At 72.1% G+C, this 26,171-nt stretch carries 13 protein-coding genes; 4 read left to right on the forward strand and 9 right to left on the reverse strand.

Annotated elements, in window-relative coordinates; all coding sequences use genetic code 11:
- Position 1: 1 nt before the first annotated feature.
- Positions 2-7,789 carry a ricin-type beta-trefoil lectin domain protein gene (locus ACGF3H_RS03530; protein WP_362488887.1) on the reverse strand — a complete coding sequence of 2,596 codons (7,788 nt, stop codon included), beginning with the start codon at positions 7,787-7,789 and terminating at the stop codon, positions 2-4.
- Between the two features lie 547 nt (positions 7,790-8,336).
- On the opposite strand from ACGF3H_RS03530, the gene ACGF3H_RS03535 reads away from it, so the two are divergent.
- Positions 8,337-11,480 carry a DNRLRE domain-containing protein gene (locus ACGF3H_RS03535; RefSeq protein ID WP_362488715.1) on the forward strand — a complete coding sequence of 1,048 codons (3,144 nt, stop codon included), beginning with the start codon at positions 8,337-8,339 and terminating at the stop codon, positions 11,478-11,480.
- Positions 11,481-11,626: 146 nt separating this feature from the next.
- Positions 11,627-12,580, forward strand: coding sequence for a GTPase Era (era, locus tag ACGF3H_RS03540; protein ID WP_362488717.1), 954 nt, complete (start codon positions 11,627-11,629; stop codon positions 12,578-12,580).
- A gap of 256 nt (positions 12,581-12,836) precedes the next feature.
- Here the strand turns inward: era and ACGF3H_RS03545 are convergent, their stop codons facing one another.
- From ACGF3H_RS03545 to ACGF3H_RS03560, 4 genes are all read right to left on the reverse strand, one after another.
- Positions 12,837-14,021, reverse strand: a complete 1,185-nt coding sequence (locus ACGF3H_RS03545) for a PfkB family carbohydrate kinase (RefSeq protein ID WP_362488719.1) — start codon at positions 14,019-14,021, stop codon at positions 12,837-12,839.
- Between the two features lie 81 nt (positions 14,022-14,102).
- Positions 14,103-15,488, reverse strand: coding sequence for an MFS transporter (locus tag ACGF3H_RS03550; protein WP_362488889.1), 1,386 nt, complete (start codon positions 15,486-15,488; stop codon positions 14,103-14,105).
- Between the two features lie 63 nt (positions 15,489-15,551).
- Positions 15,552-16,841, reverse strand: coding sequence for a glucarate dehydratase family protein (locus ACGF3H_RS03555; RefSeq protein ID WP_362488721.1), 1,290 nt, complete (start codon positions 16,839-16,841; stop codon positions 15,552-15,554).
- Positions 16,838-17,803, reverse strand: coding sequence for a 5-dehydro-4-deoxyglucarate dehydratase (locus ACGF3H_RS03560; RefSeq protein WP_362488723.1), 966 nt, complete (start codon positions 17,801-17,803; stop codon positions 16,838-16,840). The genes ACGF3H_RS03555 and ACGF3H_RS03560 overlap by 4 nt, the downstream gene beginning before the upstream one ends.
- 101 nt (positions 17,804-17,904) lie before the next feature.
- Between ACGF3H_RS03560 and ACGF3H_RS03565 the strand changes: the two genes are divergently transcribed.
- Positions 17,905-18,699: an IclR family transcriptional regulator gene (locus tag ACGF3H_RS03565; RefSeq protein WP_362488725.1), complete on the forward strand. Its 795-nt coding sequence runs from the start codon at positions 17,905-17,907 to the stop codon at positions 18,697-18,699.
- Between the two features lie 173 nt (positions 18,700-18,872).
- Positions 18,873-20,222: an MFS transporter gene (locus ACGF3H_RS03570; RefSeq protein WP_362488727.1), complete on the forward strand. Its 1,350-nt coding sequence runs from the start codon at positions 18,873-18,875 to the stop codon at positions 20,220-20,222.
- A gap of 19 nt (positions 20,223-20,241) precedes the next feature.
- On the opposite strand, the gene ACGF3H_RS03575 is transcribed toward ACGF3H_RS03570, so the two are convergent.
- From ACGF3H_RS03575 to ACGF3H_RS03590, 4 genes are all read right to left on the reverse strand, one after another.
- On the reverse strand, positions 20,242-21,240 hold the full coding sequence (locus ACGF3H_RS03575; protein WP_362488729.1) for an adenosine deaminase: 999 nt from the start codon (positions 21,238-21,240) through the stop codon (positions 20,242-20,244).
- A gap of 20 nt (positions 21,241-21,260) precedes the next feature.
- Positions 21,261-22,166 (reverse strand): ribonuclease Z, encoded by a 906-nt coding sequence (locus tag ACGF3H_RS03580; protein ID WP_362488731.1) that lies wholly within the window; start codon positions 22,164-22,166, stop codon positions 21,261-21,263.
- 15 nt (positions 22,167-22,181) lie between these two features.
- Positions 22,182-22,535 (reverse strand): histidine triad nucleotide-binding protein, encoded by a 354-nt coding sequence (locus ACGF3H_RS03585; protein ID WP_362488733.1) that lies wholly within the window; start codon positions 22,533-22,535, stop codon positions 22,182-22,184.
- A gap of 327 nt (positions 22,536-22,862) precedes the next feature.
- A complete protein-coding gene (locus ACGF3H_RS03590; RefSeq protein WP_362488735.1) occupies positions 22,863-26,102 on the reverse strand; it encodes a S41 family peptidase in 3,240 nt (1,079 codons plus the stop codon).
- Positions 26,103-26,171 lie beyond the last annotated feature (69 nt).

Consider the following 26,171-nt stretch of genomic DNA (forward strand, 5'->3'; position numbering starts at 1 on the left):
GTCAGCGCCCCAGAATGTAGCCGAGGCTGACGATCGTGACCATCACCCGGCCACCGTCCGGTATGTCCACCAACTGATTCTTCATCGAAGATCCGGCACCTCTGTTGTCTCCTGCCCCGATGTGCTTCACGTGAGCTCCCCTGCCCTCCTTGAACATGGCGGGAGGGAACTCGTCGCGGTCCTGCCCAGGACTTGTCGCAATACCACGCAGGTTATCTGCCCGCCGAGCTTCGGCACCCGGTCGGTCCAGGGTGACCATCATGCCCTCGCCGCCCTCTTCGGCAGCGTGGATGGCACTGTCCGGGTGCTGGATCGCGTCGATCTCCCACACCGCCGGGCGCGGACTCGGGCAGTCGCACGCCGCGCCGGAGGCGTCGTAGCCCCCGGTGCAGTTGTGAACCAGGACCGGCTGATTCCCGGCGAGCACGAAGTACGTGTGGGTGTTCCCGACCGTCAGGTTGTGGACCGTCGCCCCCGTACTGGTCCAACGTTCCACCGCGGCGACCTGGACGTACGCGCCCGCGCTGGTCTGGAGCCACTGGCCCGGGCGGAGGTCGGTGGCGTCGAGCCACTTGTCCAGTTCCGGGACCCAGAAGGGGTGGCCGTCGGTCGCCGTGACGTCGGCGGTCTTCGTGCCCGCCTTGCCGTCGGTGTCGATCGTGACCTTGACCAGGTGCTTCAGGCCCTCGCCCTTGATTTCGGCGGTGACCGTCTCGATCCGGCGCTCACCGGTCTTCGGGTCGGTGGCGACGACCTTGTCGCCGGCCTTCACCTGCTCGATCGGCTTCGTGGTGCCGTCGGCCATCAGGACGCGGGTGCCCGGCACGAAGCTGTTGCTGACCGGGCACGATCCGCCGCCGTCGGCCTTGCCCGAGCCGCCGCTTCCGCTGCTGCCGCCCTTGCTGCGGGAGGAGCCGCCGGAGTTGCCGCCGGGCTTGGACGCCGCCTTCTTGCCGCCGCCCGATGCCTTACTGACGGACGACACCTTCGGGGCCGCCTTGGCCTGGGCCCGCTTCTGTACCGCGTTGCCGGTCTTCTTGGCCTGGGCCGCCGCCCTGTCGGCGGTTCTCTTCGCCTGTTCCGCCGCCTTCTTCTTGGCGCGTTGCGCGGCTTCCTTCTTCGCCTTCGCGATCGCCGCCTTCTTGGCCTTCAGCGCCGCCGCCTCGGCCATCTTCGCGGCCCTGAGCACGGCCTCGGCCGCCTTCTTGGCCTTGCGGAAGGCCTGGATGGCGTCGATGGTGCGGTCGATGGCCTTGAGGACGCCGGGGATCTTGCCGGCCTTGAACCACGGGATCGCCCCGAGGACCATGCCGGCGCAGGACCACATGTCACCGCCGAAGCAGGCCATGGCGTCGCTGAGGCCGATGAAGTCACTCAGCGTGCTCCAGGCCGCGCCGAGGATCACCGAGGTCAGGGACTTGCCCATGGTGGCCTGCGCCTGCGAGACCTCCGCCGCCGACAGGCCCGCTCCCGCGAGGGCCGCAGCCTTCTCGGAGGCGCTCAGAGAGATGGCCAGACCCGTCGGGTCGGACATCGTCACCGGGTTGTTGTGGGCGTAGGAGTAGCCGTTGGACTGAAGCAGGTCGTTCAGGTCCAGTACCGGGTCCGCGGACAGGAAGCGCCCGACGACCGGGTCGTAGAGCCGGGCGCCCAGCGGCTGGTAGCCGGAGGAGTCGTCGCGGGTGGCACCGAGGAACCCGGAGTGGGTCTGAAGGTCGTTACCGATCGCGCCGGTGCCCCGCTGGTTGCCGAACGGGTCCTGCTTGCGGATACGGACCGCCATGTCGCCGTAGAGGGCGACCTCGGCGTAGGTGCTGCCCTGGTGGTCGCCGGCGAGCGCGACCAGAGCCTCGCTGCCGTTGCCGTTGGCGTAGCGCATGACCGCGCCGCCGGGCACCGAGTAGGTGCGCTGGGTGTGGACCAGGGCGCCGCCCGGCCGGACGGTGACCTCGGCCTCGCCCAGGTAGAGGGTGGCCTGCTTGTCCTTGATCCGCAGCAGCTGCGAGCCGTCGGGCCCGTAGATGTAGCGGGTGTCGTTCTGCGCGGACCACTGCTGCTCGGCCTTGCCGGCGGCGCAGGCGGCGAGCACGACCGGGGTCGAGTCCGCCGAGTTCGCGTCCTTGACCGCGACGCACAGGCCTGACGCGACATGCGTCAGCTGGCCGGAGGCGTTGCGCTTGAGTTCCTGGGCGGCCGAGCCGTTGCACTTCTGGAGCTGGACGGCGGAGCCGGCGGTGTTGCCGGCGGGCTGCAGGCACCAGTCGTCGTGGACGACCAGGGTGCCCCGGTCCGGGTCGGTCTGGGCCGCTCCGGGGGTCGGGGCGAAGCGCCAGTTCTGGGCCGTGGTGGCGTTGCACGCGTACAGCTGGATGGGCTGCGCGGCCGCAGCCGTGCCGCTCCTGAGGTCGAGGCACTTGTCGGCCAGACCCACGTACGGGGTCTCACCGCCGGTGCCCTGACCCTTGATGCGGTCGATCTTGCCGTCGTAGGTCCAGGTCAGGTCCTGCTTGTCGCCGTTCTCCAGGGAGGTGACCGACTTGGTCTCGCCGGTCAGCTCGTACAGGCGCTCCGCCTCGGCCTTGACCTGCGCGCCCTGCGGCGTGGTGTAGGACTTCGACACCTTGGTCAGCGTGTGCGGCTGGGTGCCGTCGGCCTTGCCGTAGGAGTAGGTGGTCGTGGCGTCCTTGGCGGTGGCGCCGGTGAGGTCCTTCTCGGTCAGCTTGGTGCGGTTGCCGACCAGGTCGTACTCGTACTCCTGCCAGTAGCCGGAGCCGTCCTTGCCCGCGGCCACGTCGAGCGTGCCGTCGGTCTTCTTCGGGCCGGCGCAGGCGGTCTGGTCCTTGGCGGTCCAGGCCGTCTTCAGCTGGCCGAGCGGGTCGTAGGCGAAGCACTGGCGCTCGGCGATGCCGTCGGAGTGCTCGCGGATCGAGGTGACGTTGCCGGACGGGTCGTAGGTGTAGGAGCGGTTGGAGACGAGGTTGCCGGCGACGACGCTCTGGTCACCGGTCTGCTCGCGGTAGACCGACTGGTCCTTCAGTTCGCCGGTGGACTCGTCGTACGAGCTCTGCGTCCACACCCGGTACGGCTGGGCGCCCAGCGTCGAGCGCAGTACCTGGCCGTAGGAGTCGTAGACGGTCTCGGCGCCGTACCAGTCCTTGCCGGAGACCGAGAGGGGCTTGCCGTACTTGTTGTAGCGGACGACGAGCTTCTCGGCGCCGAGGCGGCCGACGGCCGGCAGCGTGGATTCCTTGAGGGCGCCGGTGTCGTCGTAGGTGTAGCCGTAGGTGTAGGAGGTCTTCAGGCCCCAGGTGTCGGCCAGCGACTGCGGCAGGGTCAGCGTCGTGGAGGTCGGGTCGTAGTCCTTGGTGTAGCCGTCGACGCGCTGGGTGTAGGCCTCGCCATCGGTGTAGCGGGTGGCGGTGGCCGGCATGCCCTTGCCGCCCGGGGCCGAGTCGTAGCCCAGGTCGGAGAGCAGCTTGCCGGTGGAGTTGTCCAGGCGCTGCTGGGTCGGGCGGGACAGGATGTCGTAGCCGTTCCAGACGGTGACGCCGCGGGCGTTGGTGGTGGTCAGCGTCCGGTCGCGGTGGTCGTAGGTGGTGCGGGTGGTGCCCGTGTCCGGGTCGGTGGCGCTGGTCTGCCGGCCGCGGTTGTCGTAGGTCCACGTGTAGGGGTGCGTGGGGTCGGCGGAGTTGGTCGCCTTCACCAGCTGGCCGCGGTTGTCGTACGCGTACCGCATCGACGTGAAGCCGCTGGGCGCCGAGTTGAAGGTGTCCACGCGGGAGGTGCGGCCGAGCGCGTCGGTGTAGACGCGGTAGGAGGAGGTCCCGGCCGGGTTGATCACCTTGGACCAGTCCTGGCCGTACTCGTAGCGGGTCGCCTTGGCCGGCACCGGTTGCGAGGTGGCCTCCCCGGTCTCCGGGTCCATGACCTTGAGGACCGGCGTCTCCTCCACCACGCGGCCGAGGCCGTCGTAGGTGTAGCGGGTGATGTTGGGGACGGCGGTGTCGGCGAGCGGGGTGAACAGCTCGCCGGTCTTGGCCTCGTGGGTGAGGTAGGCGTTGTTGGTCTGCCAGATCTCGCCGGAGCTGTTGTAGAGCGTGTCGGTGATCAGGTGACCGCCGCCGTCCGCCTCCTCCTGCGTCTGCCGTTCGCGGCCGAGGCCGTCGTAGAGGGTGACGGAGGTCTCCACGCGGTCGTTGTGACCGCGGGTGTAGCTGGTGACGAACGGGGGCTTGCGGTCCGGGTTCTCCGGGTCGTACTTGGGGACGGTGTAGACGACCTTGAGGTCCGGCACGGACGAGCCGGACGGGGTGCGGCCCGGGCCCCACGCCTCCAGGAGGCGGCCCAGCGGGTCGTACTTGGCCTCGCTGGTGTGGCCGTTGGCGTCGGTGGTCTTCAGGGTCGTGGAGCGGCCGGGCTCCAGCACCGTCTTCTGGGTGTGGCCGGCGGCGTTGGTCTCGGTGACCTCGAAGACCTGCCCGGTGGCCGGGGCGTACGTGATCGTGCCGGACTTGCCGTCCGGGTCGGTCTGCTTGACGACCCGGCCGACGGCGTCGAACTGGCTGGTGCCGTTGGTCTGAAAGCCGGTGCCTGCGCCGTTGAGGGACCAGGTCTGGGTGGCCAGGCCGCGGGTCGTGCCGGCCAGCGCGGTGCCGTAGTCCGTGGCGTCGTAGGCGGTACGGGTGGCTCCGCTCAGCGTGGACAGGTCGGCGAAGTCGGCGTTCGCGCAGGTGGTGGGGGAGACCAGGACCTGCTTGGTCAGGCCGATGAGGTTCTTGCCGGGGTGGTGGAGGTAGTCGCTGCGGGTGCAGGACTCGTCGCCCGTCTTGCCCGTGTCGCCCAGGGACTCGACCTGGGTGGGCAGGCCGTACGTCGACTCGTACTCCGTCTTCGTCTCGACGACCCGCTGGGTGCGGTCGTCATCGCCGGTGCCGGAGGACTTGGTGTACGCGATCTCCCTGGGCTCCGTGACGCGCCAGGCGCGCAGCGGGCTCAGGCCGTCGTCGCGGTCGCGCCGAGCCAGTTCGGTGGCGGCGGGGACGGTGACGCTGCGCGAGAGCCAGTCGGTGTCGGCGTCGGAGGCGTTGGTGTAGGTCAGCTCCTCGGCGATGCGCCCGGCGAAGGGCTCGCGGTCCTTGGCTATCTCGGCGCCGGTGATGTCCTTGACCGGGACGGTGTCGCCCATGCCGCGGAAGTAGCGAGTGACTGCCTTGGACTTCTTGCTGCCGATGGACGGTTCGTCGGCGCCGGTGATCACCGTGGTCTGTTCGAACCCGGCGAACTGGGAGTACGTGCGGGTGGACTTCTTGGTGAACTCCGACTCGGCCAGCTTCCAGCCGGCGTTCTTGTACGCGTAGGCCGTGCGGGTGCCGAAGGAGCCGTCGACGTTGGGCAGTTCCTCGATGGAGTCGACGACGTACTTGTGGAACCAGTCGATCTCCTCGGCCTCGGGATCGGGGCTCCAGAACTGCGGGTAGCACAGGCGGGTGTTGGACTTCAGCGCGGCGGTGTCCGACTTGCCGGGCAGCCCGGTGCCGGTGGCGCAGTCGCCCGCGGTCGGCTTGTAGGTGACGACGGTCTCGCCGCCGTACTCGTTGATGACGCGCGCGATGCGCAGGCGGGAGAAGCCGGGGCGGGGGTCGTTCGGGCGCATGACCCGGTTGGGCATGTCGTCCGCGTTGGACTCGAAGCGCACCGCGTTGAGTTCGACGCTGGCGTCGGAGGATCCGTTGCGGCCGAAGCCGGTGCGCTGGATCGACTCCAGCCACAGGGCGGTGTTCGGGCCGGTCTTCAGGACCGGGAAGCTCTGCTCGAGCGCGTACCGGTCGACGACCTGGCGGGCGTCGGTGTCGGTGCGCCGCTGGGCGGAGGTCTGGATCTCCTTCAGGAGCATGCGGCTCCAGAAGGAGGGGCCGGCGTTCCAGCAGGGCTTGCCAAAGGAGCACCGCAGGTCGCCCGGAGTGTCGTACCAGATGCGGTACTTGCCCGGGTCCTTGTCGGTGAAGTTCTCCTCGGAGCAGGTGAGCGAGCCCTCGGTGAAGCAGCGTTCGTCGACCGTGAAGTCGACGCGGGCCGGCGCGGGCTTCGAGAAGATGCTGTCCTTGCGCTGGCCGTAGTCGATGCGGGTCAGGTATCCGCCGCGGTCGTAGACGACGGGGGCCTTGAAGTTGAAGTTGCGGGCGTAGTAGTTCTGCTCGCTCTTCCACCACAGGGACATCGCGTTGCCGTGGACGTCCTCGACGTAGTCGAGGCTCCAGCGCCAGGCCTGCTCGCATCCGGAGCCCGCCCAGTCACCGGCCTTGTAGCAGTCCTCGCCCGGGTGGTTGCCGTAGACCGGCACGGTCAGCACCGAGTCGGTGACCGGCTGGCCCTCGGTGTGGCCCGGCAGCGTGTTCAGCCCGAAGTGGTAGCGGGTGCCGTCGCGGGTGGTGACGACCCAGTACTCGCCGTTCCTGGCGCCGTTCTTGGTGTCGGGGTCCTCGATCCGCTCGATCCTGGAGCCGTCACCGTTGGCGGTGAACCACTTGCCCTGGTCCTTGTCCCACACCAGCTCGGTGGTCGTGCCGCCGAGCGAGAGGGTGGCGTTGTCGGAACCCCAGCACAGGTCCGCCGTGCGGTGGGTGGCGTTGTTCGACCCGGCCTTCTTGGAGTCCTCGCGGCAGTTCGCGTAGGTGCGGGTGATGGAGCCCGGGTTGTAGTCCCAGCCGTCGCCGATCCAGGAGGCCTGGTTGTTGGTGGCGGAGGTGCGTCCGTCCACGGACTGCGAGGAGTAGCCCAGCGAGATCTTCGGCATCAGTCCGCCCGCGGTCTCCGGGACCTGGACGTCGTAGCCGTAGGTGAAGGCGCCGGAGGAGGCTCCCGCCGACCAGGAACCCGAGGACAGCAGCGGTGTGGCGGTGAAGTCGCCGGCGGCCGAGGCACCGGTGTCCATGGCGCCGATCACCTGCGGGCCGGAGGCGTCGACCGCCTGGAGGGCGCCGGTGCGGGCGGAGGCCGTGCGGGCCAAAGCGCCGGACGGCTTCGGGGCGGCCCCGGCTCCGGACTCCGGGACCGGGCGGGCGGCCGCGTCGCCGCCGAGCAGGTCGGCGACCGGCACGGAACCGGTGAGGATCTTGTGGGTGGTGGCATTCGCGGGTGCCTTGGCCTTGGTGGGCGCCTCCTTAGCCGGCACCACCTCGACCGTGCTGGACAGCCGCTCGGCCTTGCCGTCGGCCTTGCCCGACATGGTCTGGGTGCCGCCCCCGGCGGCGCAGTCGCCGCTGTCGGGGGCGGTCAGGACGCATTCGGGCAGCAGGACCAGGCCGAACCGGTCGGCGGCCTGCGGGCCGTAGAGGTCGGCGAAGGAGGTGGTGTCGACGGCGAGCGCCACCTGCGCGGCCGGGTCGGCCGTGGCCGGCGGGGTGACCTGCATGATCAGGCCGGAGACACCGGCTTCCTGGGACGCGGCGGGCGCGGCCAGGTCGACCTTCCACTCGCCGGCGACGGCAGCGGGGTCGGTGCCCTCGGGCACGCCGACGGCGACGGGCAGGCCTCCCGAGACCGGGACCGTGGTGCCGGCCTCGGCGTCCGGGCCGAGGGTGGCGGTGCCGCTGCCGTCGGCCCAGGGGGTCACGGCCTTCGGCGCGTACGGGTCGACGGGCACCACGGGGGCGGTCGTGAGGTTCTTCTCCGCCTCCTCGTCCCCTTCGAGGAAGGTGTTCTTCGGCAGGTCGGGGAGGTCGACCGATCCCTGGCGGCTCATGCCGGGACCCGGCACCGCCCACGCCTCGGCGTTGAGGGTCGTGACCATCAACGACGAGGACAACAGAAGGACGGTCGCCGCTCGGCCGTGCCGACGACGCCGTCGTTGTGACTCCGTCAGGGCCGGGCGTCTACGCCCCAGCCAGGACAGCGGACTCTGAGCACGCATGCGCGTCGACTCCCACCCAGGCAAACGAATGTGCCCGCACCCTCTGTCAGGAGCGCCACAGCCTTCAAGATCGACAAATCGACAATTGCCCCAACTCCTGTGATAGCCGACACGCCTGATGTCGCATCAGAACGTGACTTCTCGCGACCGTTCAGATCTATGGCGAAAAACCCTGCTCATCGCCGCACAACAGGTGATCAAAAGCCGTACATGCGACACCGTCGTCTCCACGGCGCGCGGTCACGGAACGAGCATCACAAATTCATAAATTCTTCATACGTGGACGGCACGTGCGGAACGTGTGATCGTGTGCGCGCCCATGCCCCGCGGCCCGCCGTTCGGGGCTGTCCGTGCTGCCCCCATCCGCCTGGTCCACACGGGAGTGACCACCGCCGTGTCCGCGCCGCCCCGTTTCCTCAGCCCCCTCGTGCGCACGCGCACCAGACTGGCCCTCACTCTCGGCCTCGTCCTGGCCGCCCTGACCGCAACCCTGTTGCCCTGGTGGCTGCCCGACGACTCGCCGGGCCCTCAGGCGAACCGGCCGGCCAAGGCCGAGCCTGCGGCCATCGGTCCCCGCGACGAGGCCGCCGCCGCGTCCGAGGCCCGTCGCACCCGCAGGCAGGTGCTCGTCGACACGGCGACCACACCCACCTCGCAGACCTGGGCGCTGCCCGACGGCCGGATGCGCACCGAGATGACCGCGCTGCCCAGGCGAGCCAAGAACGCCGAGGGGGCGTGGGCACCGATCGACAACCGGCTGCGACGTACCGGGAAGGCCGGCGACACCCTCGGCGTCCGTCCGGTCAACCCCGCGATGCCGGTGCGCTTCTCCAGCGGCACCTCCGGCAAGGACCGCGCCGACCGCTCCTACGCGCGGCTGCCGCTGGTCGACGGCTCGGCCGAGCGGGAGACCGTGCTGGCAGAGCTGGACATCGACGGCCACACCGTCGCCTACACCTGGCCGGGCGAGCTGCCCGAGCCGGTGCTGGACGGCCCCCGGGCCCTGTACCCGGAGGTGCTGAAGGGCGTCGACCTGCTCCTGGTGGCCCGGGAGGAGGGCGGGTTCGCCCAGCTGCTCATCGTGAAGAACCGCGAGGCCGCGCGCAGCAAGGCGCTGGCGGAGGTCTCCTACGGACTGCGCTCCCGGACGGCTGTGTTCCAGTACGCCGGGGACGGCGGCCGCGTCATGGTGCTCGACGACTCCGGCAAGGAGATCGGCTCCGTTCCTACGCCGTTCGCCTGGGACTCCAGCGGGCGCGACCCCGAACTCCCCGCGGGCGAACGCCGTACGTCGGTCGCCACGCCGGCCGACGTGCTGAAGCTGTCCGGGCTGAGCGGCATCGAGCCCGGTGCGCGCCAGACGCAGCTGCCGGTGCGGCTGGCAGGCGACCGGACGGGCTCGGCCCGGATGGACCTCGGCCTGGGCGACTCGGACCTGCTCTCGGGCGCGGACACCCGCTTCCCGGTGTTCGTGGACCCGACCCTCAACGGGCCCTGGCAGGCGTGGACGGTGGCGTACAAGCCGTACCCGAACAGCAACTTCTGGAACGGGACCAACTTCAGCTCCGGCACCTCGGACGCCCGGGTCGGCCACGAGAACGAGACGAACGGCACCGCCCGCTCCTTCTGGCGCATGAAGTTCAGCAGCAGCCTGAAGGGAGCGACGGTATCCGACGCGAAGTTCAAGGTGCTCAACAACCACTCCTGGTCCTGCGTCGAGCGCCAGTACCAGTTCTACCTGACCGGGGCGATCTCCTCCGGTACCACGTGGAACAAGCAGCCCAGCTGGGCCACGCTGCTCGACAAGCATTCCTTCGCCCACGGCTACTCCAGCGACTGCAAGGACGAGTACGAGTCCTTCGACGTGGACGCCGCCGCCCAGAAGGGCGCCGACAACGGCTGGTCGAACATCACCTTCGGCATGCGGGCCACCACCGAGTCCGACACCCAGACCTGGCGCAAGTTCCGGGCCACCTCGGCGACGCTGACCGTCGACTACAACCGCAAGCCGAGCGAGCCCACCGGCGGCAAGTCGTCCCCGGGCGGCAACTGCTCCCCCGGGCCGGGCGGGGGCGTGACCATCGGCAAGACCAACGTCACCCTGTCCGCGAACGCCAAGGACGCGGACGGCAACCTCGAAGCGCTCGAGTTCCGCTTCTGGAAGACCGGCGGCACGGTGAAGACCTACAGCGTGAAGCCGGACTCCAGCGGCACCGCACGCCAGGTCATCCCCGCCACCCTGCCCCTCGACGACAAGACGACCTACTCGTGGGACGTGCGGGCCGTCGACTCCTCGAACGCGGTCTCCACGTACTTCCCGCCCGGCACCGAACCCTGCCGGCTGACCGTCGACGGCAGCGCTCCCCCGCAGCCCGAGGTCGAGAGCCCGGTCTTCCTGGAGGCCACGTCCAACGGCAACACCTGGTCCACGGTCAAGTTCGGCTCGACGGGCTCGGTGACCTTCACGTCCCCGGGCGCCGCGAAGTTCCAGTACGCGGTCGAGGGCCTGGACTGGGTCTACGTCACGGCGGACGCCTCCGGCAAGGCCACCGTCCCCGCGCTGAAGCCGCCGCACGCCGGCCCGAACTGGCTCAACGTGTACGCCTACGACGCGCACGGCAACCGCAGTGTCCGGGCCGACTACGCCTTCTACGTGCCGCCTCGGGACACGGCCGACGCGCCCGGTGACACCGGCGGTGACGGGATTCCCGACCTGCTGATGGTGGACGCCAACGGCAACCTGTTCAACTGCGTGGGCAACGAGGGCGGCGAGCTGTACGGCTGCCTGGGAGCCGCCTACACCAAGGACGAGAAGTCCGGCGAGACGAAGCTGCACCCCGCCGGCCACTGGTACGACGCGGCGACCGGCAAGGCATCGCTGATCACCCACTACGCGGACGCCTATCCCGGCGACGGCGCCACCGACCTGTTCGCCGTCACCCCCGACGGCAGGTTCTGGCTCTACCCGGGTGACGGCTACGGCAGCTTCGACGTGAGCGAGCGGCTGAGCATCCGGCTTCCGGCGGGCGTCCCGGCCCCGTCGACCTGGACGCAGATCAAGGCGGTCGGCGACATCACCGGCGACCGGCACCCCGATCTGGTCCTGCGGGCCGGCGCGGAGTTCTGGACGCTGTCCGGCTACACCGGTGCCTCCTTCCAGACGGCCACGCTGATGAACGACGACGCCTGGGCGCGCCGGGAGATCGTCAACGTCGCCGACATCAACGGCGACAAGACCCCGGACCTGCTCTGGCGCAACCTGGACAACGGCAACATGTACGTCCGGCACGGCAGGCCCGGCCCGGTCAGCGGCAGCGTCGACCTGGTCTCGCTCAAGCTGGCCACCGGCTCCCTGAACGGCGACGTGTCCTACGGCACGTCCTGGACGGACAGCAACGTACCGACGGCCATCGGCATCCCCGACGTCAGCGGCGACGGCATCCCCGACATCTGGGCACGCCTGCGTTCCGACGGCCAGACGCGGATCTACCACCCGTCCCGGACCAACACGGGCGCACCCGTGAAGATCGTCCTGTCCGTGGACTGGAACGCGGTCAAGGCCTTCGGCTGACACCGCCGGCACCTCACCCGCCGAGCCCCGGCCCTCTCTCCCCTCGGGAGGCGGTCGGGGCTCGGCCGTCCCTCCGGGTCGCCGGCCGGACAGGCACGGACGGCCGTGGTACGGCGGGGCTCCGGGGATCAGGGACAATGGGCGCCATGAGCGTGCGTACCCAGTCATCCGAAAAGCCGGCCGAGGCTGTCCACCGGGCCGGCTTCGCCTGCTTCGTGGGCCGCCCCAACGCGGGCAAGTCCACCCTCACGAACGCTCTGGTCGGGCAGAAGGTGGCGATCACCTCGAACCGTCCGCAGACCACGCGGCACACCGTGCGTGGCATCGTGCACCGCCCGGAGGCCCAGCTGATCCTGGTGGACACCCCGGGGCTGCACAAGCCGCGCACGCTGCTGGGCGAGCGGCTGAACGACGTCGTGCGCACGACGTGGGCCGAGGTGGACGTGATCGGCTTCTGCCTGCCGGCGAACGAGAAGCTCGGGCCGGGCGACCGCTTCATCGCCAAGGAACTGGCGGGGATCAAGAAGACGCCGAAGGTCGCGATCGTCACGAAGACGGACCTGGTCGACGGCAAGACGCTGGCCGAGCAGCTCATCGCGATCGACCGGCTCGGCGAGGAGCTGGGCATCACCTGGGCGGAGATCGTCCCGGTGTCGGCCACCGCGAACCAGCAGGTCGACCTCCTCGGTGACCTGCTGGTCCCGCTGCTGCCGGAGGGCCCCGCCCTCTACCCGGAGGGCGACCTCACCGACGAGCCCGAGCAGGTCATGGTGGCCGAGCTGATCCGCGAGGCCGCGCTGGAGGGCGTGCGCGACGAGCTGCCGCACTCCATCGCGGTGGTCGTGGAGGAGATGCTCCCGCGCGAGGACCGCCCCGCCGACAAGCCGCTCCTCGACATCCACGCCAACGTCTTCATCGAGCGCCCCAGCCAGAAGGGCATCATCATCGGCCCCAAGGGCAAGCGCCTGAAGGACGTCGGCATCAAGTCCCGCAAGCAGATCGAGGCCCTGCTGGGGACCCCCGTCTTCTTGGACCTGCACGTGAAGGTCGCCAAGGACTGGCAGCGCGACCCCAAGCAGCTGCGGCGGCTCGGGTTCTGAGGGGCCCCGGCAGGACCCCCGTCCGCCACGCGGCGGTAGCCGCACGTCGACACAGCCTGGACCTGCACGTGAAGGTCGCCAAGGACTGGCAGCGCGACCCCAAGCAGCTGCGGCGGCTCGGGTTCTGAGGGGCCCCGGCAGGACCCCCGCCCGCCACGCGGCGGTAGCCGCACGTCGACACAGCCTGGACCTGCACGTGAAGGTCGCCAAGGACTGGCAGCGCGACCCCAAGCAGCTGCGACGGCTCGGGTTCTGATCAGGTCGGGCGGCGGAAGCCGATGGTGGGGACCGCGCGCCGCAGGGGCCAGGGCCTGACCGGTTCGTCCGGGACCAGGTCCGCCAGGAACGCGTACCGGCTCAGGGCCGTCGGGTCCTGCCCCTCCACCGACTGGACCTTGCGCCACCAGGTCGCGATCTCCGACCAGCCCGGCGCCGACAGGGAGCCGCCGAACTCCTGGACGGAGAGGGCGGCGGTCAGGCCCGCGAAGGCGAGGCGGTCGGCGAGCGGCCAGCCGGCCAGGGTGCCGGTGACGAACCCGGCGACGAAGACGTCCCCCGCGCCGGTCGGGTCCAGGGCCTCCACGGCGATGGCCGGGACCTCGGCGCTCTCCCCCGTCCTCCGGTCCACCGCGTAGGCGCCCTCCGCGCCGAGGGTGACCACCGCGAGCGGCACGTGCTCGGTCAGGGCGTGCGCGGCGGCGCGGGGACTGGTGGCGCCCGTGTAGCGCATGGCCTCCTCCGCGTTCGGCAGGAACGCCTCGCAGTGCGCGAGGTCGGCCAGCCCGGCCAGGTCCCACGCGCCGGTGTCGTCCCAGCCGACGTCGGCGAAGATGCGGGTGCCCTGCGCGGCGGCCTGCGCGATCCACGGGGCTCTGACGCCGGGCGTGAGGGAGGCGACGGCGGCCCGCGCACGGGGCGGGCAGGCGGGGGACGGCTCCTCCGGCGGCGGCTCGTGGCCGTGGGAGACCATCGTGCGCTCCCCCTCGTACGCCATGGAGACCGTGACCGGCGAGTGCCAGCCGGGCACGGTGCGCGAGGGCGTCAGGTCGATGCCCTCGCCCTGGGCGAGCGCGTCCCAGCAGTAGTCGCCGTAGTGGTCGTCGCCGAAGGCCGCCGCCAGCGAGGTGCGCAGGCCGAGACGGGCCAGCGCGGTCGCCATGTTGGCCACGCCGCCCGGGCTCGACCCCATCCCGCGCGCCCAGGACTCGGTCCCGCGCACCGGGGCGGAGTCGAGCCCGGTGAAGATGACGTCGAGGAAGACGGTGCCAGTGAGATACACGTCCCAGGGCGGGTCCTGCGCGGTGCGCAGGGCGGCCAGGGGGTCGGCCTGCGGGTGCCGGAGCGCCCCCTCGTCCGTCGGGTGGCGGTGTGTTCTCTCGTCGGCGGACACGGCGGTCATGACGGTCCCGTCGGACGCCGCGGACACGGTGGACGCTGTCACGGTGCGCTCCCTGGCATGGTGCGGATCAGGCCAGTGTGCACCACGGCGCCGACAACCCGGTGGCGTGCACGCCGGTGGGTGTCAGGCCGTCGCGGGCCCGGGGTGCGCGGTCCGGGCCGCGCCGGGGGTCGCCTCCGGTGCCGTGGCGGCCGGTGTCTTCGCCGCCCGGGTGCGGACCCGGTCGTTGCGGCCGCCGCCCCGCACCAGCAGCACGCTGACCGCGGCCAGGAAGCCGACGACGGTGAGTCCGACCAGGCCGCCCTTGGTGGAACCGGTCGTGTCCTCGATGATCCCGAAGGCCGTGGGGGCGACGAACCCGCCGAGGTTGCCGATGGAGTTGATCAGCGCGATGCCGGGGGCGGCGGCCCGGGCGTCGAGATAGCTCTGGGGGATGGTCCAGAAGACCGGGGAGGCCGGTTTGAAGCCCATCGCGGCCACGCACAGCGCGCCCAGACCGGCCCAGGGCGAGACGAACACGGCCAGCAGGGTGCCGCAGCCGCCGAGGACGAGCAGCGTGACCAGGACGGGCCGGCGCTTGCCGATGCGGTCCGAGATCCGCCCGCTGACGTAGAGGGCGCCGATCGCGCACAGCCACGGCACGGACGTCAGCAGCCCCACCTGGAAGTCGCTCAGCCCGCCGATGTCGTCCACGATCGACGGCAGCCAGAAGGTCACCGCGTACAGGGCGACGTTGATGGCGAAGTAGATCCACAGGAAGAGCAGCATCTGCGGATCGGCGAGGAGCTTCCAGCGGGAGATCTTCGCCGCCTTCTCGCCGCGCCGCGCGTCCCGCTCGTCCTGCTCGGCGTCGATGACCGCGATCAGGCCGGTCTTCTCCTCGTCGGTCAGCCAGGTCGCCTGCTCGACCCCGGAGTCCAGGAAGCGGTAGACGACGAAGCCCAGGACGACGGAGAAGACGCCCTCCACGAAGAACATCCACTGCCAGCCGGAGTGCCCCCAGATGCCGTGCATCTCCAGCAGCGCGCCGGAGACGGGGCCGACGACGACGGTCGCCGTGCCGGAGCCCATCAGGAAGACCGAGGTGGCGCGGCCCCGGTGGGAGTCGGGCAGCCAGCGGCTGAAGTAGTAGATGACGGCCGGGAAGAAGCCGGCCTCGGCGACGCCGAGCAGGAAGCGCAGGGCGTAGAACATCTCCACGCTGTCGACGAAGGCCATCGCGGTGGCGACGACACCCCAGCTGATCATGATGCGGGTGAGCCACACCTTGGGCCCGAACCGCTCCATGAGGATGTTGGAGGGGACCTCGAAGATGGCGTACGCGATGAAGAAGATGCCGGCGCCGAGTCCGAACGCGGCGGCCGACAGCCCCACGTCGGCCCTCAGTTCGTCCTGGGCGAAGCCCAGGTTGACGCGGTCCATGTAGTTCGCCACGAACATGACGAAGAAGAGGGGGACCACGCGGCGGAAGATCTTGCGGACGGCGGACTGTACGGCGGGGGGATGCACCTCGGGGAGTACTGCGGACACGAGCGGCTCCGGTCGTGGCAGGGAAGGGGGAGAAAGCGGGTCTCACCAGCGCGGCACGGACGGGGTGACCCACTGCGGGTCGGCGACCCGCATCGCCGCCGCGTCGTCGCGGTCGCGGAGCGTGCCGTCGTCGTCGAGCCAGCGGCGGTGGAGGAACTCCAGCCGGTCACGGTCGAGTTCGACGCCGAGGCCGGGGGCGTCGGAGACGGTGACCTTGCCGCCGTCGAAGGTGAGCCGCTCGGTGAGCACGTCCTCGGACTGCCAGGGGTAGTGGGAGTCGCAGGCGTGGTGGAGGTTCGGGACGGTGGCCGCCACGTGGGTCATGGCGGCGAGGCTGATGCCCAGGTGGGTGTTGGAGTGCATCGAGACGCCGACGCCGAAGGTGCGGCAGACGGCCGCGAGTTGCTGGGTGTTGCGCAGCCCGCCCCAGTAGTGGTGGTCGGAGAGCACGACCTGGACGGCGCCCTTGGTGAACGCCTCCCGGATCTCGGCGAACGTCGTCACGCACATGTTGGTCGCGAGCGGCACCCCGGTCTTCGCGGCGACCTCGGCCATGGCCGGCGTGCCGAGCGCGGGGTCCTCCAGGTACTCCAGGACGTCCCCGAGCTCCGCGGCGACCTTCAGGGAGGTCTCCACGGACCAGGCACCGTTGGGGTCGAGGCGGAGGGGGTGGCCGGGGAAGGCCTCGGCGAGCGCCTTGATCGCGGCGATCTCCTCCTCGGGCGGGAAGACGCCGCCCTTGAGCTTGAAGGACGTGAAGCCGTACCGCTCGGTGAAGGTGCGGGCCTGTGCGACGACGCCCGCCGGGTCGAGGGCGGCGCCCCAGTCGTCCTTCTCGCACGCCACGCCCTCGGGGTGGCCGGCCCACTTGTAGAACAGGTAGGCGCTGTACTCGACGGCGTCGCGGACCTTGCCGCCCAGCAGCGCGTGCACGGGCAGGCCGAGCGCCTTGCCGAGGGCGTCGAGGCAGGCGACCTCGAAGCCGGAGACGACGGAGAGGCGCAGCTTGTCGGCGGTCTGGACGCCGCGCAGGCCGCCGACGTCGACCTGGCCGGAGACCCGGGAGGAGTCGACGGCGACCTCGTCGGCCGTGGTGAACAGGCCGTTGAGGTCGCTCACCCGGCGTCCCAGCAGCTTGTCGGCGAACGGGCGGGCCAGTTCGAGGTACTTGGCGTCGCCGTAGGTCTCGCCGACGCCGGTGATCCCGTCGGCGGTCTCCACCTCGACGATCAGGCGGGGGGTGTACGGCTGGTGGACGCCCTGGGTGTTGAGCAGGGGCGGATCGGCGACGAGGATCGGCGTCAGGCGGACGTCGGTGATGGTGAGGTTCACAGGGCGGCTCCTACGAGGGCGAGTCCGGCGGTGAGCAGGGTCTTGAGTTCGGCCAGGTCGGCGGCCGACGGGTCGGTGAGCGGGGCGCGCACGGGGCCGACGGGGCAGCCGCGCAGCCGGGCCGCGGCCTTCACGAGGGACACGGCGTAGCCGGGGACGCGGTCGCGCAGTTCGACGAGGGGGACGTAGAAGTCGCGCAGCAGCTTGTCGACGGTGCCGCTGTCGCCGTCGCGCAGGGCGGCGAGGAAGGCGTTCGCGATCTCGGGGGCGAAGGCGTGCACGGCGGAGGAGTAGGCGGGGACGCCGACGGCGGCGTAGGCGCGGGCCTGCACCTCGGCGGTGGCGGCGCCGTTGAAGAACAGGAAGTCCTCGGGGGCGGCGAGCACCATGCGCTGGAGGCGGTCGAGGTCGCCGTGGCCGTCCTTGAGGCCGACGACGCCGGGGATGCGGGCGATGCGCCGGACCGACTCGGCGGTGTAGGTGACCTGGCCGCGCTGGTAGGCGATCAGCGGGAGCCGGGTGCCGGCGGCGATCCGCTCGAGCTGGGCGACGAGGCCCTCCTGCGGGGCGGCGGTGAGGTAGTGCGGCATGACGAGGAGGGCGTCGGCGCCGGCGTCCTCGGCGATGCGGGCGAACCGGAGGGCCTGCGCCCAGCCGTATCCGGCGCCGGCGACCACGGGCACCCGGCCGGCCGTCTCCTCGACGGCGATGGTGACGGCCCGGCGGTACTCGTCCTCGTCGAGGGAGAAGAACTCGCCGGTGCCGCAGGCGGGGAAGACCGCGCCGGGTCCGGCGGCGACGCGCTCGGCGACGTAGGCCCGGTAGCCGTCGGGGTCGAACGACCCGTCGTCGCGGAAGCTCGTCAGGGGAAAGGACAGCACCCTGTCCGCCATGCCCTCCCGCAACCGCCGGACCACGGCCGTTCCGGGGCCGGTGCCGGTTGCGGAACCCACGCTCGTCATCGCTGTCTCCGTATGTAGATGCCGTCCACGTATGAAGATGGAGACTAGAGAGGCGCACGTCAGGCGTCAATGGGTCGGCGGCGCCCGTTTACGATCGGCACATGTCGGAGACAGCAGGCGCGGCGGGCGGCGTCCGTGAGGTGAAGTCGGCGGCGCGCACCGTGGAGCTGCTGGAGGTGCTGGCCGCGCGCGGGGACCGCCCGGCCCGGCTCCAGGAGCTGGCGGACGAACTGGGCGTGCCGCGCAGCTCGATGTACGCGCTGCTCCAGACCCTGATCTCGCGCGGCTGGGTGCGCACCGACGTCACCGGCTCGCTGTACGGCATCGGCATCCACGCCCTGCTCACCGGCACCAGCTACCTCGACTCCGACCCCCGGGTGCGGGTGGTGCGGCCGTATCTCGACGAGGCGTCCGAGGCCCTGGGCGAGACGATCCACCTGGGGCGGCTCGACGGGCACGACGTGGCCTATCTGGCGACCCGGGAGTCGCACGAGTACCTGCGCACCATCAGCAGGGTGGGGCGCCGGCTGCCCGCCCACGTGGGCGCCCTCGGCAAGGCGCTGCTGGCGGAGCGGCCGGACACGGACCTGCCCGAGGGCCCGTACGAGGTGCTGACCCCGAACACCCACGCCGACCGGGCGTCCCTGGCGGCCGACCTCGCGGAGATCCGCGAGCGCGGGTACTCCGTCGACCGCGAGGAGGGCGTGGCGGGGATCGTCGGCTTCGGCTTCGCGCTGCGCTACGAGGTCCCGGCCCTGGACGCGATCAGCTGCTCGGTGCCGGTGGCCCGCCTGACGCCGGATCACGAGGCGCGGATCGTCGCGGTGATGCGGGAGATCCGGGCCAAGGTGGAGGCGACGATTCCGGCCGGAGGCGGCTCGGTCCACTGGCGGTGACGCGCCCTCCTACCCGGGTGCCGGAACCCCAAACGCCAGTGTGGTTCGGATCACACCCCCTCGCCTGTTTTCCGCCTCCCCGCGCTTGATACAAATTGCGCGCGCGTTCCTGTCCGTCGACGGTCGTCGCCCCTCCCCCTCCCGCCTTCCTTTCGCATGCCCTGGGAACGCCCGTGTTCGCCCCCCGCACCACTCCCTGGCCCCTCGTCGCCCTTTTCACGGCCGGGTACCTGCCTCCCTACCTGCTCCCCACCACCGTCGGCAGACTGGACACCGGCCTGCCGCTGACCGCCACCCAGGCGGGCGCCGTCGGCAGCGCGCTGCTGCTGAGCTCGGCGACCGCGGGCTTCCTGCTCGCCTCCCGGGTGCAGCGGATCGGCGCCCGGACGCTGGCCCGCCTCGGGCTCGTCCTGGCCGTCGTCGGCTACGGCTCCGCCGCGCTCACCACCGCCGTCCCGGCCGTCGTCGCCGGCGCGGTCCTCGGCGGCTTCGGGTCGGGCACCGCCACCACGGTCGCCGCCACCCGGATCGCCGCCGAGCGCGACCCCCACCGGGCCTCCACGCTGGGCCTGCTGACCGTGTCCGCGCTGGCCGGCGCGGTGTATCTGACGGTGCCGCACCTCGGCCGGGCGCACGGCCTGCCGCTGGCCGCGATCGCGCTGACCGCCCTCGCGGTGTGGCCGCTGACCGCCCGGCTGCCGGGCGGGACGGCCACCTCGCCGGCCGCGCACGACACGGACCCCATCACTCCGCTCCCCCGCCGCCGCTCGGGGCTGGTCCTCGCCGCCACCGTGCTGTGCTGGTCCCTCGCGCAGAACTCCCTGTGGGGCGTCAGCGGCCGGATCGGGCTCACGCAGGCGGGCCTGGGCGACGCCGCGCTCGGGGTCGTCTTCGCCGTCGCCCTGGGCGCGGGGCTGGTCGGCGTGCTGGTGGCCGGCGCACTCGGCCCGCGGCTGGGCCGGGCGATGCCCATCGGGGCGGGCACGGTGCTGATCGCGGGCTGCATCGCGGTGAGCGCGTCCGCGACCACGCCCGGGACCTTCGCGACCGGGGAGATCGCCTGGAACACCCTGTACCCGGTCGTCCTGTCGTACCTGATCGGCCTCGCCGCCTCGCTCGACCCGCGCGGCCGGTGGGCGGTGCTCGTCGGATCGGCGTCCTCGCTGGGCACGGCGGCCGGGCCGCTGACCGGCAGTGTGCTCTCGGCGCAGGCCGGCTACGGGGGCATGGGCCTGGTCCTCGGCGCCGGTCTGCTCCTGGCCGCCGTGCCGATGACGGCCGTCGCCCTGCACACCGGCGGGCGCCCGCTGGTGCCCGGCGCGATCCGCCGCCGCGGCGGCACCCCGGCCGCCCTGGTCGCCGCCGCCACCGGTACGCCCAGTGGTGCCGTGCCCGAGGTCGGCGCCCTGGAACAGCCGGTCGTGGAGATCGACGTCGACGCGCAGGCCGTGCCGGTGCAGCGCGCCTACGACACGGCGGGACCCCGGGCGGCAGCGGCCACACCGGGGTCCGGGACGGGCTGAGTCCGGGGCCGGGGACGGCCTACGCCGTGGGGAACTCGTACGCCTCCACCTCGGCCAGGCAGCGCGCCCGCAGCTCCTCGTCGTCCTCCAGGAAGGAGGCGAGGAAGGAGTTGCGGGCCAGCTCCCGCAGCCGCTCGTCGGTGAGGCCGAGCGCGGCGCGCACGGCGTCGACGTTGTCGCCCGCGTAGCCGCCGAAGTAGGCGGGGTCGTCGGAGTTCACCGTGCACATCAGCCCGGCTTCGAGCATGGCGGGCAGCGGGTGGTCGGCGAGGGTGTCGACCGTGCGGAGCCGCACGTTGGACAGCGGGCACAGGGTCAGCGGAACGCGGTCGCGCACCAGCCGCTCGACCAGCGCCGGGTCCTCCATCGAGCGCAGACCGTGGTCGATCCGCTCGACGCCCAGCACATCCAGGGCCTCGGTGACGTACGCCGGCGGCCCCTCCTCGCCCGCGTGCGCGACGCGGCGCAGCCCGAGGGCGGCGGCGGCCTCGTACACCTCGCGGAACTTCACCGGCGGGTGGCCGACCTCGGCGGAGTCCAGGCCGACGCCGGTGATGCGGTCCAGGTACGGCTTCGCCGCGTCGAGGGTCGCGAGGGCCGACTCGGCGGCCTCGTCGCGCAGGAAGCACATGATCAGCCGGGTGGAGACGCCGTGGTTCTCCCGGCTGCGGCCCAGCGCCCGCCACAGGCCCTCCACGACCGTGCCCATCTCCACGCCCCGGGCGAGGTGCGCCTGCGGGTCGAAGAAGATCTCAGCGTGCCGTACGCCCTGCGCGGCGGCGCGGGCCAGGTAGGCGTCGGCCAGGTCCTCGAAGTCCCGCTCGGTGCGCAGGACGGCCATGAGCTCGTAGTACAGATTCAGGAAGGACTGCAGGTCCTCGAACCGGTACGCCTCGCGCAGGGCGTCCGTGTCCGCGTAGGGCAGGGCGACACCGTTGCGGGCGGCCAGCTCGAAGGCCAGCTCCGGCTCCAGGGTGCCTTCGATATGGAGGTGCAGTTCCGCTATGGGCAGGGGCATCAGAGCATCGTACGGCGACTTCACCGACGTTTCGGAACCGGGACTCTCAGCAGGTCGTGGGCCACGGTCAGCTCGCCGTCGTAGCCGGCGGCCCGTGCCTGCCGCCGGAACTCCTCCGGGTCCGGGTAGCGCTGGCTGAAGTGGGTGAGGACCAGGTGCCGCACGCCCGCGTCCCGGGCGACCCGGGCGGCCTGCCCGGCGGTGAGGTGGCCGTGGTCGGCGGCGAGTTCCCCGTCCTCGTCCAGGAACGTCGACTCGATGACCAGCAGGTCGCAGCCCTGCGCCAGCTCGTGCACCCCCGGGCAGAGCCGGGTGTCCATGACGAACGCGAACCGCTGGCCGCGGCGGACCTCGCTGACCTCGTCCAGCGACACCCCGTCCAGCACGCCCTCGCGCTGGATGCGGCCCACGTCGGGGCCCTTGATGCCGTGCGCGGCCAGACGGTCGGGCAGCATGCGCAGGCCGTCCGGCTCGGTGAGCCGGTAGCCGTACGACTCGACGGGGTGGGAGAGCCTGCGGGCGTCCAGGGTGTACGCCGGGGTGAGGGCCAGCGGCCCGTCCGCGTCGACCGGCGCCTCGGTGATGCCGACCGTCTCGCGGTAGGCGGTGGCGTACCGCAGGCGGTCGAAGAAGCGCTGCCCGGAGCGCGGGTAGTGCGCGGTGATCTCGTGCGGGACCCGGTCCAGGTTGATGCGCTGGACGACGCCGGCGAGACCGAGGCTGTGGTCGCCGTGGAAGTGCGTGACGCAGATCCGGTTCAGGTCGTGGGCGGCGACCCCGGCGCGCAGCATCTGGCGCTGCGTGCCCTCGCCGGGGTCGAACAGGATGCCCTCGCCGTCCCAGCGCAGCAGGTAGCCGTTGTGGTTGCGGTGTCGGGTCGGGACCTGGCTGGCGGTGCCGAGGACGACGAGTTCACGTACGGACATCGTGGTGCGGCCGGGTTATCCGGGGGGCCATTCGAGGCCGCGGCCGCCGAGGACGTGGCCGTGCGCGTGCCAGACGGTCTGGCCGGCGCCGGTGCCGGTGTTGAAGACGATGCGGTAGCTCTCCAGCTTCTCGTCGTCGGCGACGGCCTGGGTCTCGCGCAGCACGTCCGCGGCGAGCTCCGGGGCGCCGGCGGCGAGGGCGGCGGCGTCGCGGTAGTGCGCCTTGGGGATCACCAGGACGTGGGTCGGCGCCTGGGGGTTGATGTCGCGGAAGGCGACGGTGGTGTCCGTCTCGCGGACGATCGTCGCCGGGATCTGACCCGCGACGATCTTGCAGAACAGGCAGTCGTCCTGGGGTTCGCCAGCCACTTGGCTCTCCTCACGCCGGTGATCTTCTAGGGGGCATGGTATCCGCGCAACCGGGGGCGGTCGTGCCGCCATTGCTGCGGGCAGTCGTGCCGCTGGGGCGGTACGGATGGGCGCGGCGGCACCCGGCAAGCGCCGGCGGGCGCACCCACCCGGGGCCCACCAGGTGCACGGCGCCCGTGTCGCCCCGGGGTGGGGAGCGCGGCCCGGCGGCACGGGGTGCCGCCTGCGCCCACCCGTGCCGCCCCAAGCGGCACGACTGCCCGCAGCTTCGGCGGCAGGCGCCGCAGGTTCACGACAGCCCGCTGCTTCGGCGGCAGGCGCCGCAGGTCAAGGCAGGGGCGGCGGTGTCTTCGCCGGGGATTCTTCCAGTGCCGCCAGCGCGAGCCTGATCGCCTCGTCCAGTTGCGGGTCGCGGCCCGCCGCGTGGTCCTGCGGGCGCTGCGGGACCTCGACGTCCGGGTCGACGCCGTGGTTCTCCACCCCCCACCCGTAGCCCTCCAGCCAGAACGCGTACTTCGGCTGCGTGATCAGCGTTCCGTCGACCAGCCGGTAGCGGCTGTCGATGCCGACGACCCCGCCCCAGGTGCGGGTGCCGACGACCGGCCCGATGCCCAGTGCCCTGATCGCGGCGTTGACGATGTCGCCGTCGGAGCCGGAGAACTCGTTGGCGACGGCGACGACCGGGCCGCGGGGCGCGTCCTGCGGATAGCTGGTCGGCCGCATGCCGCGCGGCAGGTCCCAGCCGACGATGCGCCGGGCCAGCTTCTCCACGACGAGCTGGGAGGTGTGCCCGCCGCGGTTCTCGCGGACGTCGACGACCAGGCCCTCGCGGGCCACCTCCACGCGCAGGTCGCGGTGGAGCTGGGCCCAGCCGGAACCGACCATGTCGGGCACGTGCAGGTAGCCGAGCCGGCCGCCGGACCTCTCGTGGACGTGGGCGCGGCGGTCGGCGACCCAGGCGTGGTAGCGCAGGGGCTCCTCGTCGGCGAGGGGGACGACCACGGCGTGCCGCAGCTCGCCGCCGCCGGCCGGGGAGACGGTCAGCTCGACCGGCTTGCCGGCCGTGCCGACGAGCAGCGGGCCGGGCCCGGTGACCGGGTCGACGGGCTGCCCGGCGACCGCGACGATCGCGTCACCGGCGCGCACCGCGACGCCGGGCGCGGCGAGCGGGGAGCGGGCGTGCGGGTCGGAGGTCTCCGAGGGCAGGACGCGGTCGATGCGCCAGGTGCCGTCCTCGTGGCGGGAGAGGTCGGCGCCGAGCAGGCCCTGCGGGGCGCCGCCGCCGTGGCCGCCGCGCGGGGTGACGTAGGCGTGCGAGGTGCCGAGCTCGCCGTGCACCTCCCACAGGAGGTCGACCAGGTCGTCGTGGGTGGCGAGGCGGTCCAGGACGGGGCGGTAGCGGTCGAGGACGCCGTCCCAGTCGACGCCGTTCATGTCGGGCCGCCAGAAGTTGTCCCGCATGATGCGGCCGGTCTCGTCGAACATCTGGCGCCACTCGGCGGCGGGGTCGACGGTCTGCCGGACCCGGCCCAGGTCGACGGTGATGTTGGTGTCGCTGTCCTCGTCGCCGGAGGCCCGCCGGTCGCTGGGGACGACCTTGAGGCGTCCGTCGGTCCACAGCAGCACCCGCTTGCCGTCGCCGCTGACCTCGAAGTGGTCGGCGTCGCCCGCGAGGTGCTCGACGCGCTGCTGGGCGAGGTCGTAGCGCTCCAGCTCGGTGTGCGGGTCGGGGTCGTCCGGGTTGGCGCGGGAGGCGCCGAGGACGCCGATGACGGGGTGGCGCAGCCACAGGACGCCGTCCTTCGCGGCGCGCAGCCGGGAGTAGCGGGCGGCCTCCACCGGGAAGGGCACGATGCGGTCGGCGAGGCCCTCGATGTCGATCCGGGTGGTCGGGGTGCCCTCGCTGTCGGGGGTCTCCTCGCGGTCCGGGGTCTCGAAGGGGCGGCCGTGGCGCTGCGGGCCGAAGGGCGACGGGGTGGTCGCGGCCAGCGTGATCAGGTACGGGCGGGCGCCCTCGACGAAGGCCAGGTCGAAGACGTGCTCGTCGTAGACCGGGTCGAAGGAGCGGGTGGAGAGGAAGGCGAGGTGCTTGCCGTCCAGGGTGAAGGCGGGCGAGTAGTCCCGGAAGCGCAGCGGGGTCGCCTCGCTCACCGACAGGTCGGTGGTGTTGGCGAGTTTGAGCTGCCGCAGCGGTTCGGGGCCGGGGTGGGACCAGGCGAGCCAGGCGGAGTCGGGCGAGAAGACGAGTCCGGAGGCGTCGCCGTCCTCGCTGCGGTCCACCTCGCGGACCTCGCCGGTCTCGCGCTCGACGAGCAGGACGCGCCCGTCGTGCGAGGCGACGGCGGCCCGGCTGCCGTCGGGGGCCATGGCCAGGCCCAGGACCCGGCCGAGCTGTCCGGCGGCGAGGCGGCGCGGGGTGGCGCCGGGCGCGAGGCCGGTGGACGGCGCGAACTCCAGGGCGTCGTCGCCCTCGGCGTCCGTCACCCACACCACCCACTCCTCGCCGTCGGCGCGGAAGGTGCGCGGCAGCCGGGTGCGCACACCCGGCGTCGCCGCGAGGGCGCGGGCCGGACCGGAGCGGTGGGTGACCCAGTGGACCCCGCCGCGCACGGCCACGGCGCTGCCGCGGGCGGTGTGGTCGGGGGACGCGGAGCCGAACCAGCGGGCGGCGTCGACCGGGTACGCCTGGAGGTCGGCGCGCGAACCGCCGAGCCGGATGTCGAGCCGGCGGGGCTCGGCGCCGTCCAGGTCGTCCAGCGTCCACAGTTCCCCGGCGGACGAGTAGACGACGCGGGTGCCGTCGGTCGCGGCGTGCCGGGCGTAGAAGCCTCCCCCGCTCTCGGCATCGCCCGAGCGGGAGGTGCCCCCGAGGGGCGTGTGGCGGCGCAGGTCGGAGCCGTCGGCGAGGGAGGAGTAGAGCGCGCCGGTGCCCTCGTGGTCGGAGAGGAAGGCGATCCGCTCGCCGACCCAGAACGGGTACTCGATGTTGCCGTCGAGGTCGCCGTGCAGCGGGACGAACTCGCCGTCGTCCTCGGCGTCGATCCACAGCTTGCCCGCCGTGCCGCCACGGTACCGCTTCCACCAGGCGGCCTCGCGGCCCATGGGCGCGGACAGCAGCACGGTGTGCGGGCCGTACGCGACGTCGCCGACGGGTCCGTACGGCAGGGTGGCGGCGGGTCCGCCGTCGAGCGGGACGGCACGGGCCCAGCTGCGGCGCAGACTGGCCTGGCCGTAGGTGCTGAGCGCGAGGACCTGTCCGTCCGGGGTCCAGCCGCGCACCTGGGTCCGCGGGCTGCCCCAGTGCGTGAGGCGTTTCGCCGGGCCGCCGTCGACGGGTGCGATGTGCACCTCGGGGGCGCCGTCGCGGGTCGAGGTCCAGGCGACGGTGGTGCCGTCGGGCGAGATGCGCGGGTGGTTCACCGGCATGTTGTCGGCGCTGACCCGCCAGGCCCGGCCGCCGTCGAGCGGGGCGAGCCACACGTCGTCCTCGGCGGTGAAGGCGACCAACTCGCCGTGCGGGTGCGGAAAGCGGAGGTAGGCAGGCGCTGCGGGCTGAGTCACCCTCACAGCCTATGCAGGGGCGGGGGTCGATCGACAGGGGTTTGGATCACTTCTCGCCGGGCGCGTGGGAGGGCG

It is taken from the genome of Streptomyces sp. NPDC048185 (assembly GCF_043202495.1).
In the GTDB taxonomy this organism is placed as follows: Bacteria; Actinomycetota; Actinomycetes; order Streptomycetales; family Streptomycetaceae; genus Streptomyces.

What these genes read in the sequence shown, in the direction of transcription:
- ACGF3H_RS03575 (WP_362488729.1), bottom strand. Translation starts at nt 21,240, where the DNA reads ATGCCCCTGCCCATAGCGGAACTGCACCTCCATATCGAAGGCACCCTG.
- ACGF3H_RS03580 (WP_362488731.1), bottom strand. Translation starts at nt 22,166, where the DNA reads ATGTCCGTACGTGAACTCGTCGTCCTCGGCACCGCCAGCCAGGTCCCG.
- ACGF3H_RS03530 (WP_362488887.1), bottom strand. Translation starts at nt 7,789, where the DNA reads ATGGTCACGACCCTCAACGCCGAGGCGTGGGCGGTGCCGGGTCCCGGC.
- era (WP_362488717.1), top strand. Translation starts at nt 11,627, where the DNA reads ATGAGCGTGCGTACCCAGTCATCCGAAAAGCCGGCCGAGGCTGTCCAC.
- ACGF3H_RS03560 (WP_362488723.1), bottom strand. Translation starts at nt 17,803, where the DNA reads ATGACGAGCGTGGGTTCCGCAACCGGCACCGGCCCCGGAACGGCCGTG.
- ACGF3H_RS03565 (WP_362488725.1), top strand. Translation starts at nt 17,905, where the DNA reads ATGTCGGAGACAGCAGGCGCGGCGGGCGGCGTCCGTGAGGTGAAGTCG.